At 53.1% G+C, this 22,278-nt stretch carries 14 protein-coding genes; 4 read left to right on the top strand and 10 right to left on the bottom strand.

Annotation, left to right across the window (positions count from 1 at the left end; all coding sequences use genetic code 11):
- The 10 genes from PAE68_RS05460 to PAE68_RS05415 all read right to left on the bottom strand — a co-directional run bounded on the left by PAE68_RS05460 (position 1) and on the right by PAE68_RS05415 (position 15,949).
- Complete coding sequence (locus PAE68_RS05460; protein WP_281884880.1) at positions 1-597, bottom strand: hypothetical protein; 597 nt, start codon at positions 595-597, stop codon at positions 1-3.
- A gap of 13 nt (positions 598-610) precedes the next feature.
- Positions 611-2,911: a dynamin family protein gene (locus tag PAE68_RS05455; RefSeq protein ID WP_281884878.1), complete on the bottom strand. Its 2,301-nt coding sequence runs from the start codon at positions 2,909-2,911 to the stop codon at positions 611-613.
- Positions 2,908-4,239: a dynamin family protein gene (locus tag PAE68_RS05450; RefSeq protein ID WP_281884876.1), complete on the bottom strand. Its 1,332-nt coding sequence runs from the start codon at positions 4,237-4,239 to the stop codon at positions 2,908-2,910. Before PAE68_RS05450 ends, PAE68_RS05455 begins: the two co-directional genes overlap by 4 nt.
- Before the next feature lie 6 nt (positions 4,240-4,245).
- Positions 4,246-5,163, bottom strand: coding sequence for a helix-turn-helix transcriptional regulator (locus PAE68_RS05445; protein WP_281884874.1), 918 nt, complete (start codon positions 5,161-5,163; stop codon positions 4,246-4,248).
- A gap of 307 nt (positions 5,164-5,470) precedes the next feature.
- Positions 5,471-5,893 (bottom strand): PaaI family thioesterase, encoded by a 423-nt coding sequence (locus PAE68_RS05440; RefSeq protein WP_281884872.1) that lies wholly within the window; start codon positions 5,891-5,893, stop codon positions 5,471-5,473.
- 97 nt (positions 5,894-5,990) lie between these two features.
- Positions 5,991-7,796, bottom strand: a complete 1,806-nt coding sequence (locus tag PAE68_RS05435; protein ID WP_281884870.1) for a long-chain-fatty-acid--CoA ligase — start codon at positions 7,794-7,796, stop codon at positions 5,991-5,993.
- Positions 7,797-7,901: 105 nt separating this feature from the next.
- Complete coding sequence (locus tag PAE68_RS05430) at positions 7,902-9,671, bottom strand: acyl-CoA dehydrogenase family protein (protein ID WP_281884868.1); 1,770 nt, start codon at positions 9,669-9,671, stop codon at positions 7,902-7,904.
- A 187-nt stretch (positions 9,672-9,858) separates the two neighbouring features.
- On the bottom strand, positions 9,859-11,052 hold the full coding sequence (locus PAE68_RS05425) for an acetyl-CoA C-acyltransferase (protein WP_281884866.1): 1,194 nt from the start codon (positions 11,050-11,052) through the stop codon (positions 9,859-9,861).
- A 72-nt stretch (positions 11,053-11,124) separates the two neighbouring features.
- Positions 11,125-13,530 carry a 3-hydroxyacyl-CoA dehydrogenase/enoyl-CoA hydratase family protein gene (locus PAE68_RS05420; protein ID WP_281884863.1) on the bottom strand — a complete coding sequence of 802 codons (2,406 nt, stop codon included), beginning with the start codon at positions 13,528-13,530 and terminating at the stop codon, positions 11,125-11,127.
- Positions 13,531-13,663: 133 nt separating this feature from the next.
- A complete protein-coding gene (locus tag PAE68_RS05415; protein ID WP_281884861.1) occupies positions 13,664-15,949 on the bottom strand; it encodes a (Fe-S)-binding protein in 2,286 nt (761 codons plus the stop codon).
- A gap of 252 nt (positions 15,950-16,201) precedes the next feature.
- Between PAE68_RS05415 and PAE68_RS05410 the strand changes: the two genes are divergently transcribed.
- The 4 genes from PAE68_RS05410 to PAE68_RS05395 all read left to right on the top strand — a co-directional run bounded on the left by PAE68_RS05410 (position 16,202) and on the right by PAE68_RS05395 (position 19,988).
- Positions 16,202-16,963, top strand: coding sequence for an electron transfer flavoprotein subunit beta/FixA family protein (locus PAE68_RS05410; RefSeq protein ID WP_281884858.1), 762 nt, complete (start codon positions 16,202-16,204; stop codon positions 16,961-16,963).
- 33 nt (positions 16,964-16,996) lie between these two features.
- Complete coding sequence (locus PAE68_RS05405; RefSeq protein WP_281884855.1) at positions 16,997-18,133, top strand: electron transfer flavoprotein subunit alpha/FixB family protein; 1,137 nt, start codon at positions 16,997-16,999, stop codon at positions 18,131-18,133.
- 175 nt (positions 18,134-18,308) lie between these two features.
- Positions 18,309-19,343 carry a DUF5050 domain-containing protein gene (locus PAE68_RS05400; protein WP_281884852.1) on the top strand — a complete coding sequence of 345 codons (1,035 nt, stop codon included), beginning with the start codon at positions 18,309-18,311 and terminating at the stop codon, positions 19,341-19,343.
- A 246-nt stretch (positions 19,344-19,589) separates the two neighbouring features.
- The gene (locus PAE68_RS05395) at positions 19,590-19,988 is read left to right on the top strand and encodes a hypothetical protein (RefSeq protein WP_281884849.1); all 399 of its coding nucleotides are present in this window, start codon (positions 19,590-19,592) and stop codon (positions 19,986-19,988) included.
- Positions 19,989-22,278: the final 2,290 nt, after the last annotated feature.

Below are 22,278 nucleotides of genomic sequence, written 5' to 3'. Positions count from 1 at the left end.
CTACCTCCTGTTCGTTGCAATATATACAACTGCTCCAACGACGATCGCTCCAACAGCAGCACCTGCAACAATCGACCCACCGGCAATAGCGGTCGCCGTGCCGACAACTAATCCCCCCCCGACAACTCCTGTTGTGACTCTGGTGGTGCGAATTCGATTGTTGCGAGAGTCCAGCCATTTCTGTTGATGATAGTTCGGAATAGTCTGAGATGATCCGCTATAAGGTTGGCGGTACGTGGAATGTCCACTGCTATTACCAGCAGTACTGTCAATTGACACTCTTGTTTGTTGACGGGCATCAACTGGACGTAGATGTCTGACTATCTTTTGGAGGTGTCCGATTCTCTTACGAGAAAAGTTCCCGATTATCTGAACCATCATTCTACTCATGTAATCGTCGTTCCAAGCAGATGGATCATCTTCAAGCGTTCGGCCGTCATGTTCATCGTAAAGTCCGTTCACAGCTTGAGTATAACGCTCCATTTCGTTGAATTCAGTAAATGTAGGATCAACAAGTAAGCTGTCCTTCATCATAATGCGGATGCTTAAGACATCACCCGATGCTACGGCATTCCTGAAAGCACTCGTTATCGTCACTATATTATCCCCCTTATATTTCTAGAATCGACTCTACTCTAGCTTTGATTTGCTCCAACCAATTCAGCTTGTCCTCAGATTCACGAATCCGTTGATCGGCTTTATCCCTATCGGTGACATAGTCCTCCAACTCTGCTAGCTTGGCCTTGAGAACATCGTCGAGCCGCGTGAATTCTTCGTTGAAGCGTTCTGCAATACGTTTCGACTGTTGAAGAGCATATTTGCAAGCTTCTTGACCGTTTAAGCGTAAGTTTTTCTGTACAGTCACAAAGTATAGTTGAGCCATCTCTTCTCCGGGAACGTACTGAATCGTCTTGTATTTGGTGCGGTAGTACCCACTCTCTTCAAGCCACGTCCATGGCTTATACCATCTTTTACTCGAATTCTCAATCCACTCTTCACCATCCTCAACCTCCTTCTCTTTAGCTATGTTTCGAACTACAAAATGACCAAAGCTGCCGCCCATTAGTTTTAACGGATCAATTGCTACTCCAGTTAGATTCTTGTAATCCAATTCTTCTGAGAACGAGGAAAGTTTTTTCTTATAGGCTTCAATCAATGCAACGGCGGTATTTACAATGTTATTTCGGATAAGTTCATCCAACTCTACTTCAAAGTCAGGCTCCAACTTCTGCGAAAACTTATGCAGCCGTTCTACTTCATCTTCAGCATCATGGAGAGAAAGCTCCTTATGGCGCAGGCTATCGATACGACTCAAGATCCGATCGTTGAACTTCTGAAGGATGTCTTCCACCACATCTCTGGAAGAATCATTAACCGCAATAACCGCATCATCGACCGTATCCTTGAAGTTTTTGGCATCTTGTGCATCGTCTATCTTCTTTCTGATCGATTCGATCAAGTTTACAATCCGCTTACTTTCTTCACGATTTTGAGTAAGCTGGCGCTTTGTTTCTTCGAAAGCGCCGACCTCGTCCAATTTGTGTAAAAAAGTATCCACAATATTTTTAACTTTTGCCGTTTTAGCGTATTTCTGCACATACTGACGAATGGCCGCTTCGATAGAAACGACGCCGGTATGAATTAATGCTTCCTCCGGATTTCCATTAGTTCTGCCGTTCCATGCTGCTCGCGTAGCCGAAAGCTGTTCGTTAATCTCACCGCGAATGCTTAGGGGGAGCGCGGCATACGATTCAAAATGCAAGGTTTCGTTGCGGTTCAACTTCTTGATCTTCATCTCAGTCTCATCGATCGTGTCCACGTCCACGTCCACTCCGCTTGTAATGAGCCTGATGTTCAGCGCAGGCAAGGCGGAGGCAGGGAATAAATTCGGATTCTCTATACCATGGTTTTTCAAGTAAGCACGTACACGCTCTAACGTATGGCTTGTATCGCCATCCTCTTTCTTGCGGTCATCGAGTTTATTTACAACGAAGATAAATCTATCTTTTGACTGCTTGCCCCCCACACTCATACTCTCAGCGACCCGACTCAACAGTGCATTGTCATCATCCGTACCGAATTCGCCTGTCATTATGTAAAGAACTAGCGCTTTGGATGACTTGCCAAGAAGTTCGCTCTGTACCTTCTTATGTCTGAGGTCACGTGAATTGTTTGGCCCCGGCGTATCTATGAGTACAAGTGAAACATCCTCCGACGAAACAAACGGAATATTCCCTGAGACATGAATGGCGGATACATTTTCGCTGGCATTCAAACGTTCCATGATCGGATATGTTAATTTGGCATGAGTCTCGGCTAGCTCATCCTCTTTATTATAAACTTCCGCTTTGAATGGCACAGTGTCTTCGGTGATATCCTTAATACGTGTAATAATAGCAGTACAGGCTTCTTGCTTGGAGGGCATCAGCTTTGCACCGAGCACCGAGTTGATCAACGTGGATTTGCCGGCGCTCATCGTTGCGACCACACACACCTCAAAATCGCTACTCTTCGCATGCTCGAATGCGCTCAAGATCTCGACATCCTTCAACTCATCGAACGGACCTTGCTGGACTTGTTTGAACACATCATCGATGAGAGCTTCCTTATCCGTAGTTTCTTTGGCCGCTTTTCGCTTAATCGTTGCTTTTAACTCATTCTTCTCATATGCTTTTGTGAATACATCGACCAAGTCCTCGTAGTCGAGCATCGTGCCGTGGAACGTAACTTCAAACTCCGTGTCATTGTACTCGTCGATGAGGATGCGGGGTAGTTCCTCCACCCAATCCTGCAAACGAGAGTCTTTGGCAGCCTTCTCGCCAAGCTTGCTGTTTTGCGCCAAACTTTTCCCATCAACAGTGATCTCCGTTTCAAGCTTATATGGGTTGTACTTCACAAAAACCTTTTTCATCGATTAATTCCTCCGTATACTATTTTCTCCAGACCGTAAAGTCCGCTTCTCACTGCTAGCGCCGATTGTTTGTCTTCAGCAGCCGGCACTAATGTGTTTGGGTTAGGAATGTAGACAGACAGGTCATACTCCGACCTGCTGAATTTTTTCACGTAGTAGTCATATGCATCTTGCTCATCCTCCGTCATGGCCTCACCATTCATCTTCATTTTCAACAATAATGCGAAGTACGCTGACAACGGGCATACAACAGGATCTTCATACCCGAGATGGACAAGATCATTTCGGACACCCTCGATGCTGGCAGCAATGGAATCGTCAGTACTTTTGAAGTTATCAAGCTTATTTAATACAAAAATGATTTTATCCTTAGGCACATGTTCGGAAACGTATTTCAAGTAACGTATCTCGTCGTCTGTTCCAAGCTGATTAGCATTTAATACATAGATAAGCTTATCGTAGTGCTCTTCCCGTAGTGCCCTACGAGCCCGTTTGCCATGCTCTTGATTGATCGCTGAATTTACACCAGGAGTGTCTATCAAACAAATTCGACGTGGCATTTCCAAATGAATGAAAGTGCGGAAATAAGAGGCGATATCACTCCCATCTACGTTATCTGCACTCATCAGATCGTCATATTCTGCATACAGATTGATCTCCGATCCTAGTAAATGAATGGATCCATCTTCTACCGGCTTATTTAAAAAGTGACATAAGTTCGCTGTGCAAGCTTCTTGTGATGTGCGGGCAACTTGCTTGCCTACTAGAGCATTGATTAATGTAGACTTGCCCGCGCTCATATTAGCCGTAATTAAGACTCGCAATTCCTGTTGCTCTGTAAATTTGCGATTTAAGCGATATTGGTGAATCATATCCTCGGTAAAATGCAGCTTATGCGAGACCACCTCATCGGAATAAAGAGTCGAAACCAGCATTGCCAGAGCAGTGGACTGTCGTTTGCTCAAGTATCTCTGCATGATCTCCTGTGCTTTTTCAACTGCGGTTTTATCTGCTACGATAAGCGCAATATCATTAATAAGCCAAAAACGATATTTCCACATCCATGGTCTTAACCTGTCATTTACCATTGAACGCATGTTGAGATCACGATCCCTATCCGTTAAGACATCTGCAGTCTCATCACCAACTAGCATTGTATGATATTGCAACAGTCTTGCATTAGCGTATTTGGTAATACCTGCACATTGGTTCACAAAGTATTCGAGAATGACATAATATTGTATCCTAGTTTTTTTCTTCGCCCACTTTAATGGATGGCCTACCAAACTGTGGGAGGTTATAAAATTATTCCGTAAATTATTTTCCATGCGTAGCTATACCACCTCAACCTTCGCTCCTTGGCTTCGTAACCACATATCGATTCCATTACCGTATACCTCAACCGAGATAAGATAAATCCCTTCATTTTCGGACAAAATCTCTGACGTTGGCAACCTGTCTAGCACAGCATCGATGGAAGTTCCACTGAACTTAAACTTCACCCTGCGCAATTCACCTGTGTACATAAACTGTACCCTTTTGCGAAACTCCCCGTCGTTAAACTTGTCTTTATATGGCACTTTAAATTTGGTTCCCAGACCTTGGAACTGTCCAATCCTATCAACACGAAACACCGTAGGAAAGTCATGGCGATCATCGGACATAAATGCAACTAAATAAAAATAGTATTCTGAGAACATTATAGCTACCGGCTTCACTTCATGTTCCCGCTCCATACCATCTTTGCGGACATAACGAATCCGGACTACTTCGTTGTGCGATATGTACTGCGAGAGCTCCCAAATTCTTCCGAGAAGCTTCTTGCCATGCTTTAATGGAACGAAATAAAATTGCTCGTTACGAATCATGTTCTCGACCTGTTTACGGTCATTTTTCGTTACTTGCATTAATAATTTTACAATAAGTGAGTCTAACTCCTCCTTGCAAAACGCCCGACTCTCAAGAAGGATCTTACAGACAGCTAAAACCTCTTCATTGGTAATCCATTCACGATCCATACGAGAAAGATAGTATCCCGAACGCGATCTATCATATATTATCGAAGTCTCCCTCTCTGAAAAGCGTGTATCACCCAGATAGACTCTTAATTCATCAATGTCACGTTGAATAGTTTTTTCTGTAACTCCATATCGTTTAGAAAGTTCTGCCTTAATAATAAGTTCACCCTTATTGAGGAGTTCGTATATATCCAACATACGAAACCCCTTATTACCGTTAAAATCAAGATTCAAATATGAGCACCCTCTTTCATGTCTTGCTTGAACTATACCACAACCAGATGGACACATACTGGGTTTTTCGGATTACATTTAGATTTTTATTGATTCGTTAGCATTATGTAAGTACATGTCACATTCCCTAATATTACACTAATTTAAATGTCGAATGCTGTAGAAACATGTAACAAGAACGCTCGCATTTTAAATATAGGGATAATCTCAAAAGTGTGATTGATCAAGTTTTAACAAATGCACAAAAAAACCTCTGCCGCCAAGGCCAGAGGTTTCATCCTATCACCCAACTCAGCCGTCCTCACCGTCACTCCCGTCTCCGCTCCATCACCCGAAACGTGCCGGTCGCCATCGCGCACAGTTCGCCTGTCTCGCTGTACACATGCCCTTGCGTCGTGATCAGCTTGCGCGAGCTGTGGACGAGCTCTGCTGTAATCTTGAGCTGCCCGGTCTTCGCAGGGGTCAAGTAGTGGACGTTCAGATTCGTCGTCACGACGTCGTCGTCTGGTCTTGCCACCATCGCTGCGAGTCCCATCGTGGAGTCGAGCAGTGTCGCGGTGACTCCGCCGTGGACGATGCCCATCTGATTGAGGTGATGCGGCTGAAGCTGCAGCGTGACGATGACGCGCTCGGGCGTAATCGCCACTAGCTCCGCCCCGACGTAGTCCCAGAACGTACCTTGAGCGCCCCGCCTTAGCCTCTCCAGAAATTCCAATTGATCTGCATCCATCGACTGTACCTCCTTTCCGAGCCCCGCCGTGCGCAACGCATCGCTCTTCATCATTTTCTTCCATATTAACGTGCATGAGCACGTTCGGGCAAATTACCTACGACTGCTGCCCATCGTCGCGATGGCTTGGGTCACGCTCTGGCCCCGCCTGACGCTCCTGCTTCTGCTCCTGCCCCTGCGACTCCTCATCCAAGACGTCGGCATCACGGACGACCACATCACGCTCCGCCCTCCGCTGTCGCTCCGCCTCCTCCTCCACGAGCTTACGGCGCAGCACCTTGCCGACCATCGACTTCGGCAGGCTCTCGCGAAATTCGTACAGCTTCGGCACCTTGTAGGCGGCCAGCCGCTCCCGGCACCATGCGCTTACGTGAGCTGCATCAACCGTCGCACCCTGACGCAGCACGATGTACGCCTTCACCGTCTCACCTCTGTACGAGTCCACGACTCCAGCGACGACCGCCTCGGCAACATCGGGGTGCTCATACAGCACCTCCTCCACCTCGCGGGGATAGATGTTGAAGCCTCCGGCAATGATCAGATCCTTGAGCCGATCGATGACGTAGAAGAACCCGTCCTCATCCATCCTGCCCAGATCGCCAGTATATAACCAACCGTCTCGCAGCACCTTCGCCGTCTCGTCCGGCCTGCCCCAGTACCTCTTCATCACCTGCGGACCGCTCACAATCAGCTCCCCGACCTCACCGACCGGCAGCTCCTCGCCCGTCTTCGGATCGACGACCCGGCAGTCTGTGTCGGGGAACGGAATGCCGACCGAGCCCGGCTTGCGCGTCTCCCAGATATTATTGGCATGCGTCACAGGCGAAGCCTCGGTCATGCCGTAGCCTTCAATTAATCGACCTCCGGTCAAGCGTTCGAACTCATGCTGCACCTCCCGAGGCAGTGAGGCCGCCCCACTAATGCAGAAGTCGATAGATGATAGATCGACCTTCCCAGCCTTCGGCTGCTGCAGTAGCGCAATGTACATCGTTGGCGCTCCAGGGAAGATCGTCGGCCTCTGCCGGTCGATCGCCTCGAGCACCTGCACCGGATCGAAGCGCGGAAGCATCACGAGCGTACCTGCGAGATACACCGATTGATTCATCAGCACCGTCACACCGAATACGTGAAAAAAAGGCAGTGCCGCCAAATACGACTCCTTCCCCTCCCGCGACCGGTACGACCAGAGCCGGCTCTGAATCGTATTAGCGACGAGGTTGTAGTGCGTCAGCATGACGCCCTTGGCGACACCGGTCGTACCGCCGGTGTATTGGATGAGCGCGAGGTCGTGCTCGGCATCGACCTCGACGATGATAGGCGCTGCAGGCGAAGCCTTCAGCAGCGCCTTGTAGGAGGAGACGTCGTCGCTGTAGACGACGTCCCGCTTCATCCCGTCGCGTTTCACCTTGAGGGGATAGAGGAGGCTTTTGACCCATGGCAGACTGTCCTGAATCGAAGTGACGACGACATGCTGAACGCAGGTGCTCGGCACAACCTTGCTCACGCGCTCGAACAGCAGGTCGAGTGTCAGCAATACCTTGGCGCCGGAATCGTTCAGTTGGTGCTCCAGCTCGCGAGGCATATACATCGGATTCGTCATGACGACGACCGCTCCGATGAGCAGCGTCCCGAAGTAGGCGACGACCGTCTGCGGGCAGTTCGGCAGCATGATCGCGACGCGGTCCCCCTTACGTACACCGAGTCTCGAGAGCGCGTGCGCGAAGCGGTATGCGTCGGTGAGGAGCTGATGGTACGGAATTTTTTTACCAAGAAAATACATGGCGGTATGGTGCGGATACGTGGCTGCAGACTGGAGCAGAAATTGGGCGATGCTGCAGCGGGGATATTCATAAGTAGGCGGAACTTCGACAGGGTAATGCGCAAGCCAGCGCTTCGTCGTCATCTCGTCGACCACCCTTCACATGATGTCGATAACCAGAATGCCACATGACAGCTCATGTCGAGCACGTTGAGGCGTGATGCTGCCGTTGTCGCATCCATGAATGCATTACAGCGTGTAGCCCTCGCTCTGTATGACACGCGACGCGATGCGGCGCTTCAGCTCAATCGAATTGACAGCGGTGCGGCGGGTCAGCTTCTTCAGAACGGACTGCTGCGTACGCAGCACGTCGCCGGTCTCCATCGCAGCCAGTGCCTCCTTCGCCCACTCCTCGATGCGCGTGAACGTGTCGTGCACGAAGACGGTCGTCATGTCGATGGCGTTCGCACATGGGTCCGCGCTAGTCGCTGCGAGCCGCTTCTGCGTGCGGAGCAGCGCGCTCTCCATCGCATAGATGCCGATGATCATGTCGGCCAGTATGCCGAGCACCTCCTGCTGCGCCTCGAGCTGGAGCTGGTACTTCTGCACGGCGAGCGCTCCGGTCATGAGGAAGATGCGCTTCGCCATCTGCACGAGCTGCGCCTCCTGCCCCAGCGTCTCCTCGAACGACTGCTCCGGCACGAGCGACAGCAGCTCGGACTGCAGCGCCGACGCCTTCTGCATGAGCGGCAGCTCGCCCTTCATCGCCCGCTTGATCAGCGTGCCGGGAATGAGAAGCCGATTAATTTCATTCGTCCCTTCGAAAATGCGATTAATCCGACAGTCGCGGTATATGCGCTCGATTCGGTACTCCTGGATGAAGCCGTAACCGCCGTGAATTTGCACCCCTTCGTCTGCAACGAACTGCAGCGCCTCAGAGCCGAATACCTTATTCACCGAGCACTCGATGGCATACTCGGCGATCGCCTTCGCCGTCGAATAGCCAACCTGCCCGCTGGCGGCATCGATCTCGGCCAATCCTTCGTCGAACAGGCCTGCCGTCCGGTACACCATGCTCTCCAGCACATACGTGCGGACGTTCATCTCCGCCAGCTTGCGCCCGATGAGTGGGAACGATGAGATCGGACGGCCGAACTGTGTTCGTTCATTGGCGTAGGTCACCGAGTAGCCGAGCGCATCCTTGCAGGCGCCGAGGCAGCCCGCAGCGAGCTTGAAGCGTCCGATGTTCAAGATGTTGAAGGCGATCAGGTGGCCTTTGCCGACCTCCCCGAGCAGGTTGCGAACAGGCACCTTCACATCCTCCAGGATGAGCGGACACGTGGACGAGCCCTTGATGCCCATCTTCTTCTCCTCCGGGCCGATGCTCACGCCCTCCATCGTCCGCTCGACGATGAACGTGCTGAAGTCGGTGCCGTTCACCTTCGCATAGACGATGAACACGTCGGCGAACGCCGCATTCGTGATGTACTGCTTCGCGCCGTTCAGCACGTAATGTGACCCGTCGTCCGACAGCACCGCCGTCGTCTTCGCGCCGAGCGCATCCGAGCCGGAGGACGGCTCTGTTAAGCAGTAGGCGGCGATAAGCTCACCTGAGGCGAGTGCCGGGAGGTAACGCTGCTTCTGCTCCTCGTTGCCGAAATAGACGATCGGCAGCGTGCCGATGCCGACGTGAGCGCCCAGCGTCAGGGCGAACGAGGACGCGCCGCTCAGCTTCTCGTTGATCAGCGTCGAGCTGATCTTGTCGAGGCCGAGGCCGCCGTACGCCTCGGGTACGTCCGCGCCGAGCAGCCCGACCTCTCCTGCCTTGCGCAACAGCTGTACGGAGAGCTCATAGTTGAGCTTCTCCAGCTCCTCGTCGTGCGGAGCTACGTCGTCTGCGACGAAATCCTCCGTCGTCTGGCCGATCATGCGATGCTCCTCGGTGAAATCCTCCGGTGTTACCACCTGATGAAATGGCGTTTCACTGATGAGAAAGCTTCCACCTGCTTTGTTAACCATGAGAATCAATCCTTCCCCCACTGGAATAACTGCCTCCGAGTCGTCTCGGAGCTGTTATGGCAAGCCTCGAATTTGGCGCAGCCAAATTGAGGGCCTTCTTCGACATCTCTTCTGTGCTCTGGAATAACTGCCTCCGACTATTATCCGGTGCTGTTATGGCAAGCCTTGCGTCTCCATCCGCAACCGCTCACGCCTGCTCCCCGTACACCTCCAGCACGCCTGCCGCCCCCATGCCGCCGCCAATGCACATCGACACGACGCCGATGCCGCCGCCCCGACGGCGCAGCTCGTGTACAAGCGTGGCCGTAAGCTTCGTGCCCGTGCAGCCGAGCGGATGACCGAGCGCAATCGCACCGCCGTTCACGTTCACCTTCTCCTCGTCGAGGCCGAGCTGACGGATGATATGAACGCACTGCGAGGCGAACGCTTCGTTGATCTCGAACAGGTCAACGTCGGCGAGCGACAGTCCGGCCATGGCGAGCGCCTTCGGGATCGCCTCGACCGGCCCGACGCCCATAATCTCCGGCTCGACTCCAGCGAGCGCGAACGAGCGGAACACCGCAAGCGGCTTCAGCCCGAGCGCCTCTGCCCGCTCCCGGCTCATGACGACAGCTGCGGCAGCGCCGTCGCTCATCTGCGACGAGTTGCCTGCCGTCACGGTGCCGCCCTGCTTGAACGCGGGTCGCAGTCCAGCGAGCACCTCTGCAGTCGTCACCTCCCGTATACCCTCATCGTGCTCGAGTCGAGCTATGCGTTCGCATAGACGCCCACTCGTCGCATCGAGCTCCTTCCACTCGACCTGCAACGGCACGAGCTCGTCGCGGAACTTGCCCTCGCGTGCGGCTACAGCCGCCCTCGCATGCGACCGTGCAGCGAACCGGTCCTGCTCCTCCCGGCTAATGCCGAACCGATCGGCGACGAGCTCCGCCGTATGCCCCATGCCGATGTACACCTCCGGCATCTGCTCCACGATGCTCGGATTCGGCGACAGCTTGAAGCCCGTCATCGGCACGTGACTCATGCTCTCCACACCGCCTGCGACGATGACGTCGGCACCGCCCGACCGAATCCGGTCAGCAGCGAAAGCAATCGACTGCAGACCGGAGGAGCAGAACCGATTAATCGTCAGCGCCGGGACGGTCACCGGGAAGCCGGCGTACAGCGACATGATGCGGGCGAAGTTGAGCCCTTGCTCCCCTTCCGGCATCGCGCAGCCAATGATGACGTCGTCGACGTCTTTTTTACACAATCCAGGTGTACGCTCCATGACCGCCTCCAGCACGGCCTTCCCCATATCGTCGGCCCGCATCCGGGCTAACGTCCCCTTCTTCGCCTTCCCTGCCGGGGTGCGGACGATCGACACGATGACAGCCTCTCTCATACAGGCATCCGACTCCTCTCCTCTGCTTAAATGAACCGTCGCTTCCTGAACTCCAGCTCAACCACCACTACCCTAATTCCGAAGCGGCTTCCCCTTGCTCAGCATGTGCTGCATGCGCTGCTGCGTCTTCGGCTCCCCACATAGGCTGAGGAAGGCTTCCCGCTCCAGCTCGAGCATATACGTCTCGGTGACGAGCGCTCCAGCCGGAACGTCGCCACCCGCCAGCACGTGCGCCAGCTTGCTCGCAATCCGCACGTCGTGGTCGCTGATGTAGCCCCCCTGCTTCAGCCCGTACGCACCCAGCTGCATAATCGCCTTGCCCTCCGCGCCGACGACGCGAATGCGTTCCTCCTGCGGAGGCTCGTAGCCGCCCTTCACTAGCCCGAGCACCGTCTGCTTCGCCTCATAGAGCAGGTGATCCTGGTTCATGACGACGCGATCGCCACTCTGCAGCAGCCCGAGTCGGAACGCATCGTGTGCGCTCGACGACACCTTCGCCATCCCGACCGTCTCGAACGCCTGATTCACATACGGCTGCAGATCAGCCTCCGGGTGGCGAGCCAGCCTACTTGCGCGCAGCGCCAGCTCCTTGCAGCCGCCTCCAGCCGGGATGAGTCCGACGCCAGCCTCGACGAGGCCATAATACGTCTCCGCCGAGGCGACCACGCGGTCTGCAGGCATGCACGCCTCGACGCCGCCTCCGAGCGTCATCCGATGCGGAGCCGCCACGACGGGCTTCTCGAGCCGCTTCAGCTTCAGCATCGTGCTCTGGAACAGACGGATGATGCGGTCGATCTCCTCCCACTCCTCATCCTGCGCCTCCATGAGCAAGATCATCAGATTGGCGCCGACGCAGAAGTTGCGCCCTTCATTGGCGAGGACCAGGCCGTCGTAATTGCGCCTGACCTCCTCCACACTTTGCTGAATCATCGTCAGAATATCTGCCCCTATCGCATTGTTGGGCGAATGAAACTCGAGGCACGCCACACCGTCGCCGATGTCGATCAAGCTCGCTCCAGCGTTCGAGCTCACCGTCTGCCCGCTCTCCTTGAGCGCCCGCAGCGACAGATGCTCCACAGGCGCCTCGACCTGTCGGTATGCGCCATTGCTCACATAGAAGACGCTGCCGGACTGCTGCTTATAGAACGACGTATGCCCGTCGGCGATCCACGCCTTCACCCACGCCGGAACAGTCAGCCCCTCTGCCTCCATCCGCTCGACCGACTGCACAAGCCCGATCGCATCCCACGTCTCGAACGGGCCGAGCTCCCAGCTGAAGCCCCATTTCATCGCGTCATCGATCTCCTGCACCGTGTCCGCGATCTCGCCCAGCTTCTCCGCCGCATAGACGAGCATATGCTTGAGCAGCGTCCACGCCAGCTCCGCGTACTTGTCGCCGCCTCCGAGCAGCGCCTTCAGCTTGCCTCGCGCCCCCTTCGCCAGCTTCGCCGCCTCAAGCGACGCCCCTGCCGGCTTACGCTGCGGCTCATACGTCATCGTCCCCGGCTGTAGAGACAGGATCTGACTACCTTGCCCTTGCGCCCCCTTCTCCTTCCGGTAAAAGCCTCGCCCCGCCTTCTCCCCCAGCCAGCCCTGCTCCACCATACGACTCAGCAGCTCCGGTACAGCGAACGACTGCCGCTCAACCTCATCGATGACGCTGCCCGACACATTGCTCGCCACATGCACGAACGTATCGAGCCCGACGAGATCGAGCGTGCGGAACGTGGCGCTCTTTGGTCGCCCAATGGCCGGGCCTGTGACAGCGTCGATCTCTTCAACGGTGAAGCCGCCTCGGGCCATCTCGCGCAGCGTGACGAGCAGGCCGTACGTGCCGATCCGATTGGCGATAAAGTTCGGCGTATCCTTGGCGATGACGACGCCCTTGCCCAGACGCCGCTCGCAGAACCGCTTCATCTGCTGCACGATGTCCGGGTCCGTTCGCGTGCCCGGCACGAGCTCCAGCAGCTTCATGTAGCGAGGTGGGTTGAAGAAGTGTGTCCCGAGAAAATGCCGCCGCAGCTCCTCCCCGCAATGCGCCGACATCGCCTCAATCGAAATGCCCGACGTGTTCGAGCTCACAATTGTACCCGGCTTCCACACCGACTCGATGCGACTTAGCAGCTCGCGCTTCGGCTCGAGCCGCTCTACGATGACCTCGATGATCCAGTCGACGTCCGCCAGCTTCGCCAGATCGTCGTCGAGGTTACCGGGTGTGATGCGCGAGGCGAACGCCTCGTCATACAACGGCGACGGCTTCGCCTTATGCAGCCTCGCGACCGCCTGCGTCGCGTGTCGATTGCGCACGGCACGTTGCGCGAGCGTCAGCCCGCGTGCCGACTCCTCCTCCGTAAGCGCCTTCGGCACGAGGTCGAGGAGCAGGCACGGAATGCCTGCGTTCGCCAGATGGGCGGCGATGCCTGAGCCCATGACGCCTGCGCCGATGACGGCTGCGGTACGAATTGGTCTTGTATCCATGAAGCATGACCTCCATCCTAATACTAGCTGACACGGACAAGACTACTGCTTGCTGGGAGCAGCCTTCTTCTTGCCTTCTTCTTGCCGTTTTCCAACCGCCATACACTTTCAGCCACTTCCATTCATTCCCAACCTACTCACTCCCGCTGCCGAACACCGACAGCTCCAGCAGCTCGGCTATGTCCCGCGTCTTCACACGATTGTCGGCCTCCTTCAGCTTCGTACCGTCCGCGAGCATCGTCAGACAGTACGGACAGGCGCTGCTGATCACGGTCGGCTGCACCGCGAGTACCTGCTCCGTGCGGGCGACGTTCATTCTTGTACCTGCGGTCTCCTCCATCCACATCAAACCGCCTCCTGCTCCACAGCACATGCCGTTGTCCCGCGATCGCTCCAGCTCGACCAGCTCGACACCCGGAATCGCCCGCAGCACCTCGCGAGGCTGGTCATACACGTTGTTGTACCGTCCGAGATAGCACGAATCGTGGTACGTAATTCGCTCCTTCAGCTCGTAGGTCGGCTTCAGCCGGCCTGTCGCGACGAGCTCAGCGAGCAGCTCGCTATGGTGCAGCACCTCGACGCCATTCATGCCGAAGTCCGAGTACTCGTTCTTCAGCGTGTTGTACGTATGCGGACAGGCGGTGACGATCCGCTTCACACCGTAACGGCGGAACACCTCAATATTATCCATACACAGCTGTTGAAAAAGCAGCTCGTTCCCAAGCCTCCTCGGCGTATCCCCCGATCCCCGCTCTTCGCTGCCGAGTATAGCGAAGCTGACGCCCGCCTCGTGCAGCAGCCGGACGAGCGCCCGGGACACCTTGCGGCTGCGCTCATCATACGAGCCCATCGAGCCGACGAAGAACAGCAGCTCGAAGTCTGGATTGTCCTTCACCGTCGGCACCTTCACACCGGCCACGTCAGCCGTCCACTTGGCGCGGTCGCTGCGGCTCAGCCCCCACGGGTTGCCCTGTCGCTCAATGCTCTGCATCGCCCGCTGCGCCTCGTGCGGCAGACTGCCCTGCATCAGCACGAGATGACGGCGCATGTCGATGATTTTGTCCACATGCTCGTTGCCGACCGGGCATTGGTCCTCGCAGTTGCGGCACGTCGTGCACGACCACAGCTCCTCCTCGCGGATGACGCCTCCGATGAGCTCGACATCGACTGCAGCCGTCCCGTCGGCATGCGCCTGCCAAGCGGCCTGCTGCCACGCGAGCGTCGGGCGGATGTCGGTGGCTGCTAGTGGCGCAGATGTGCCGTCGTCGGCATGTGCCTGCGCTTGCGTCTGCGCTTGTGACTGCGACTCCGCCCGCTCCCGTGCCTGCGCCTCTACCTGCGTCTGCACCTTCGCCTGCGCCTGCGCCTCTACCTGCGTCTGCTCTTGCTCCTCGACCGGCACCATCCGATGCACGCTCCCAGCTGACGAGCCGAACACGAGCTCTGGCACCCACGGCGAGCGGGACGTCACCGCCGCCCCCTTCTCGGTCAGATGATCGCGCAGCTTCGTGATCAGGTGCATCGGCGACAGCGCCTTCCCGGTGCTCGAGGCCGGGCAGACGTTCGTGCAGCGACCGCACTCGACGCAGGCGTACAGGTCGAGCAGCTGCTTTTGCGTAAAATCCTCCACGCGCCCCGCTCCGAACGATTCCGCCTGCTCATCCTCGAGCTCAAGCTTCCTCAGCCTCCCGACAGGCTCCTTGCGTCGCAGCCACAGGTTGATCGGGGCCGTGATGAGATGGAAGTGCTTCGACTGCGGCACATAGACGAGGAAGCTGAGCAGAATGAGCAGATGCACCCACCAGCTTACATAGAACGCAGCCTTCGCAGCACCCGGCGACATTCCGCTCATCAGCGAGGCGAGCACAGACGAGATTGGCGCATACGCATCCAGCTGACCAGCAGTGTGCCCGAGCCAAATACGCTCAAACGCAAGCGACAGCAGCACCGACAGCAGCAGACCGACGATGAACCAGACGACCAGACTCGGCTTCCAGCCCCGCTTCAGCCGGGGCAGTCGCTCGACATAGCGCCTGTATGCCGCATAGCCAACAGCCGCCAGCACCGCAGCGATGGTGAGCTCCTGCAGCAGGTTGAACGCCTCGTAGCCGGGAACAGGTAACTTTTGACCGTTGGTCAGACCCTTATAGATCAAATCAAGCGCCCCGAGCTGCAGAACGAGGAACCCGTAGAACAGCACGATGTGCATCACTCCGCTCCTCCGGTCCTTCAGCAGCTTCCGCTGACCGAACACCTCCCCGAGGAAGCCCGCCAGCCTCTCACGCCCGGCCTGCCTGAAATCATAAGGCTGACCGAGCCTCACATAGAGAAACCGACGATACACCGCCTTGCCGAACAGCAGCAGCCCGTAGCCGGTCACCGTGATGAACAGTAGCACGTGAACCATTTGCATGAACATAGGGTGGCCTCCCTTCTCTTCACTTCTCCTCCCCACATCAACCAGCGACTCAACATTAATTGGTAAAAGAAGCGCTTGCAGTCATCCTCATAAAAAGCGTATGTGCGAAATATGGTATTCATAAGCGGTTGACGTCATTTTTTCGAAAAAAATGAAGGAGCGCTTGTTCGACACAAGACACCGCATGAGGAAGCTTCAAGCGAGCGAGCAAGCGGTTCGGGCAAATCGACAAGAGGAGGAGCGTGAGCACAGATGAACATCGTAGTGCTGGTGAAGCAGACGTTCGATACGGAGGAGAAAATCGTCCTCACCAACGGCGGCGTCTCGGAGGAAGGCGTCAAGTTCATTATCAATCCGTACGATGAATATGCGGTCGAGGAGGCGATTCGGCTGAAGGAGCAGCACGGAGGCTGCGTGACGGTCGTCTCCGTCGGACCAGAGCGATGCGCTGAGGCGCTGCGCACGGCGCTGGCGATGGGCGCGGATGAAGCAGTCCTGATCGACTCCACTGGCCTGTCGGACGAATACGGCGTGTCGCGAGTACTAGCCACATCGATCGGGACCCGTTCTGTGGATGTTGTGCTCGGAGGGTATTTCTCCTCGGACCATGGAGCCGGGCAAGTCGCGATTCGCGTCGCGCAGCTGCTCGGACTTCCGCATGTGTCGGCGGTGACGAAGCTAGAGGCGAAGGACGGACGCGTAGTCGTCGAGCGCGATGCGGAGGGCGATACCGAGACGCTGGAGCTTGTGCTTCCTGCCCTATTCACCGCCCAACAGGGGCTGAACGAGCCACGCTACCCAACGCTGCCCGGCATTATGAAGGCTAAGAAGAAGCCGTTCGCTCGGGTGACACTCGATGACCTCGGCTTGACTGCAGCGGATGTCGCCCCCCGTACGGAGCGGATGTCGATGGCGCTGCCGCCTGCGAGGCAGGCCGGCCAGCTTCTAGCTGGAGATGCCCAGCAGCAGGCGGCTTCGCTCGCTCAGCTGCTAAGAGACGAAGCGAAGCTGTAGCTTGCAGGGCCATTCTGAGAGGAGGACATACCGATGAGCGGACAAACGATATTAATCGTAGCGGAAGGTCGAGGCGGTACGCTGCGGAAGGTGACGTTCGAGGCGATTCAGGCGGCGAGATGGTGCGCGAGTGAAGGAGACCGACTAGTAGCGGTGCTGATCGGTCATGAAGTGAGTCCACTTGCCGCAGAGCTGGCCGATGAGTACGGACTCGATCAGGTTGCGGTTGTGGAGCATGAAGTGCTGCAGCATTACAGCCCGGAGCTGTATGACGGTGCGCTGTGTGCGGTCGTCGAGGAGCTACAGCCCAGTGGCATCGTGCTCGGTCATACAGCTATGGGGCGCGACCTGGCGCCAAGGCTGGCCGCCCGGCTTGCCGCAGGGCAGCTGTCCGACGTCGTCGACATCGAGCGGACGGGGGAAGGCCTCTTATTCACGCGCCCGATCTACGCGGGCAAGGCGTTCGAGACGAAGCGGTTCAACGCGGGGCCGTTCGTCGTGACGATTCGTCCGAACAATATCCCCGCGGCTCAGCCTGTGAAGGCAGACGATGACTCCGCGAGCACACTGGCGGACGAAGCCGTGGCTCTAGGCGAGGCGGCGGCGGCGGCAAATGACGTCCCCGCTGATAACGACTCCCAGGCCGCAGACAGCTCTGCTGTCGCTGCGAACGCCTTGCCGACCGCGAACAGCTCTGCCGCCGCCATTGTCGCCGTACCGTGGTCGCCGCCGCCAGCAGCATCGCTTCGCACCGTTGTGCGCGACGTCGTGGCGAAGGCGGCAGGCAAGGTCGATCTGACGGAGGCGAAGATCGTCGTCTCCGGCGGCCGCGGCGTGAAGAGCGCGGAAGGCTTCCGCGTGCTCGAGGAGCTGGCCGCAGCGCTCGGCGGCGCGGCCGTCGGCGCATCCCGCGGCGCGTGCGATGCCGGCTACTGCGACTACTCGCTCCAGATCGGCCAGACCGGCAAGGTCGTCACGCCTGATGTGTATATCGCCTGCGGCATCAGCGGCGCGATCCAGCATTTGGCCGGAATGAGCCAGTCACGCCTCATTATTGCGATTAACAAGGACCCCGAGGCGCCGATCTTCAAGATTGCCGACTACGGCATCGTCGGCGATCTGTTCGAGGTCGTGCCGCTGCTGACGGAGGAGCTTAAGAGGCCGGTGTAACGTTGCATCTCTGACACGCTTACCAGTCCTCCCCCCCAACAGGTGTTGCTTCTGTTGCACTTGTTGCACAGATGTCGGTCTACGTATCTTTTCGCTAAGACTGCAACTTTTACAGCATTTGGATAGTCTGATGCGTATGCGTCAGACTTTTCATTTTAAGATGGAGGTAGGCTTAGTGAAAGCATTAGTATGGGGTATGAGTGCGCTTGTCGTTCTATCGTTTCAATTCCAAGTAGGCACGACCTACATCCCTCTCCGCGCTGTCAGTGACGCTCTCGTTCAAGATGTGAGCTGGATTGAGAATACAAGGACCGTACTCATCCAGGATGAGGCAGAGCAGCAGTCTGCCACGGATACCAGTAGGGGTAATACCAAGAGCAATCTAGCCAATGGCGGGTGGATCACGGGGGACAGTGACTGGTTGTATGTGTCCTACCAATCTCACATCAAGGATCATTCTTCTCAAGACGGTCTCTATAGAATGAAAGCCGATGGAAGCCAGGCCGTGAAGTTAACTTCACATGTCGCTCAATCTTTGAACGTGGATGAAGCCTATATTTATTTTACAGACAATGGAGTGTATAGGCTGAATAAGAATGGAGGCGTTCCCGAACCATTAAGTGAAACAGGAGCTCGACTGCTATTAGTTGGAGAATGGTTATACGTTAGTGATGATTCCATGAACCTCTATATGATGATAAAAGACGGCACTGAACAGAAAAAACTGCCACTCTCAGGCGACCTCGTTGATTTTGAAGATCATACGATCTATTACACAAGAGACCATGCGCTCTACAAGAGCAACGTAATCGATCCTCAAGAATCGAAGATTATGGATTTTGCGCCCGACCAACATTCAACTCCGATCATCCACCGTAACAAAATCTATTATCATGACTTTAAATCCATATACTCGGTGGACGTAGACGGAGCTGCAATGCAAACCGTATATACGTCGGCTTCCGATCTATTATTCTCCTTCTATCTAAATGAACCATACCTGTATGTTAGTGAAGGTGGAGGCGGGATGAGCGGGAACCGGAACTTCACACAATTGTCCTTGCAAGGGGATAAATTACAAAGCATTTCTCAAGGAGGGACGAAGATATTCGGTGCTGCTGATCGACTTTATACCACTCGCTTTAACGCGGGGTATTATGAATGGTATTACTATGAGAACAATGAAATAAAAAGCCTACTAATCCACTAAATGGGAGATTGAACACCAATCCCTGCAGGCTGAGTTCTTTTCATCACTTGTATAGCATTACACAAAAATGTAATATCAAGTTTTTTTAAAATAATATAGACAAATATAGATGAATTTGGTATTGTTTTTTTTGTAAGGAATTGCAATTGATAGAATAATGAGTATGTAGAGATGATGTTTAAGTACTCTATTCGATCAACAGCAATCCTTATAAAAATTTATTTTTCTAGGAGGCTATAATCGGTCATGAAAGCGAATTTGAAGAGAATTTTGTCGGTGGGCGTCATTGCATCCACGGTATTAAGTATCGGTGTTGCTTACGCTGGAACTCAATGGATTCCCTTCTCAAAAAGGTTGCCTATCTGGCAGAACTGGACTGAACTGGCAAGTGATATGAATGAGAACAACAACAACGCTGAAGCTGCTATTAGTAACGTGGGTTCTAACTACAAAGTGAACTTAAACATTTATGAAGGCAGTACTCAAGTTTCTAATACCTATAGCAACGCTGATGACGGTACAACAGCCGAATTTACTGTGGACAGCAGTGCCAAAGAAAAAGCTGTAACGCTTAGAGGCTGGTCTAGCACATTCAATAATGTCACGATCGATGTATCGGGTAAATTCAGAGCAGATAAATTGTAATTGTCAGTTCTGACATACAAGTTATTAGGAGATAACGCGCGCCAACTTTTGGCGCGCGTTATCGTACAAGTTGATTTTATATAAATATAATTGTCTAACTCTTCAAAGGAGATAAGAAATCCAATGATTGTTGAGTTTAATAAGCTAACTAAAAATAAATTTTTTTACATTAGTTTCTTTACCCTCTTACTCATCGTTGTAATCGGAGCATGGAGAGGCATAGATGACTACAATCGAGAATTTGATCTCACAACAAGGCTATACGGTGAATTTCCTGATACTATTGGAGTCATCAGTCCTTTCTTATATTGGGTAGGTAATTCCAGTGGGATATCAAGTGCATTCTTCACATCTTTCTATTACTTTATTACTCCACTCGTAGTCTCGTTGCCAATTGTTGATTCGTTACATAGTGAAAGAACTTCGGGGTTCATTTCGTACCAAGTCATTCGTATGGAGCGTCTTAAGTACTATTGGAATAGATTTTTATTTACATATTGTGTCTCGTTCTTTTTGTTTTCAACTCCATTAGCAATCGGGGTCATTGTTATAAATACTTGGACTGGAATTTGGGACTACTCGTCTTATTCGGAATCGTATCATAAGATCGTCGAAGGTACATTTCAACCTGCTAATAGTCCCTTCATCTCTTACAAAAAAGAATTATTCTCACAATTAGTAGTAACCTCTCCCTATTTGTACTTCCTTGTGTACTTAACCATCAACAGCATGTATATGGCACTCTATGTTTGTTTTGGATTAGCCGTCTCGTTTTATCTAAAGAACCGTTATGTTATTTTATTTGTGCCTATGTGCTTACAGCTAGGAACGTGGATTCTATTTACAATATTAGGTTTATTATCGTGGGATCCCTTTAATTTCAAAGACCCAAGACAGCCTGTAACAGACTTAACATACTGGCCATTCCTTATCGATTATTTATTACTTTTATTAATTGTTACCACTCTTTATATCCAGGGAGCGAGAAAACTTCGTGATGTTTTCGAATAGACTGCTAAGGTATGTGGTACAACAATACTTTTTGTGTAAGAAAGAAATTACATTCTTGATGCTAACGTTGCCACTACTATACACGATCATTGTTCTACCTTTTTTTAAGGTAACCTATTCAACCTGGTCATTTTGGCAAGACTTCCTACTCTCTTTTAAGTTTGAGTTCGTCTATACACCAATATTATTGCTCATACTAGGAATCTTACTTGATTCTAGGGAATGGGTAATTATTAGAAGGTACCGAAAACGAACAGCTGTGTCTGATTTTGAGACCTATATGATCGTCATTACAACTGGCATATTCACCATCGTCTCTTCTGTCTCGTCCTACGTCATATCAAGTATAGCAAAATATAAAGTATTCCCAGATTCCTCCTATAACTCCTTGTTTCAATATATACCCAATGATGAAGGGCATCCTTCATCGATTTTGTTTCTATTTCTATTCTATATGACTCTCTTAACCGTTGGGCTGCTGTTTCAACTTGCGAAAACGTACTTATCTAACACGTTCATAGCTGCAGCAATTGTTATTTCAATTGTAGTTCTTGATCGAATGATATTTTCTTTCATTCCCACGATCTTGAACGTCCCCTTACGGAACTTGCAACTTGTCTCAATTATCCTAATTGGTTTCGGAGCGGTAATCCTCAATTTACTGTTTATAGCTTTCTCTCGGTATCGAACCAGTAAGGTTGATTATTGGAGCAAGGAGGGCTGAAGAACGTGCAGATTGCTTCAGAATTGCGTCTTCTGAGCAGAGACTTATTTAATGTAGCAGCAGGTTCCATAATCTTATCTGGAATAGCTACTATTCTTTACGCCTCCAATGGTTATGTCACATCATATGCATCAGCCGAGATTATTCTAAGAAACCTATTTGGTTCTGTATCGAATGAATATATAAACTGGATATATTGGATCATCATGTGCATTGGTTATATTGTGCTTCTTCAACTCGTATGGAAGCGACAAGTACACACCTTTGAGTTATACCAGTTGATTCGATTCGGTTCAGCGAGATGGTACTGGATACTAAAAATGATGATAGGGTTCATATTTACTCTTTATTATATATTCTGCTATTTATGCTCAATCCTAATCATGAGCAGTTACTCAGGAGCCCCTTTCCATGCGGATATTTATTGGATAAAGATTTTCATAAGTCTTACCTTAAATTTGTATGTGCATGCATGTATTTGGCTGCTTATTAAGGAGCTTTACTATGTGGAGATCGCTAATATTACAATAGTTTCGTTATTTTATATGGGGGTAC

Origin of the sequence: Paenibacillus sp. YYML68 (assembly GCF_027923405.1) — a bacterium.
GTDB lineage: Bacteria > Bacillota > Bacilli > Paenibacillales > NBRC-103111 > Paenibacillus_G.
The sequence above is the reverse complement of the archived record's forward strand: the minus strand, read 5'-3'. Positions and strand labels throughout refer to the sequence as shown.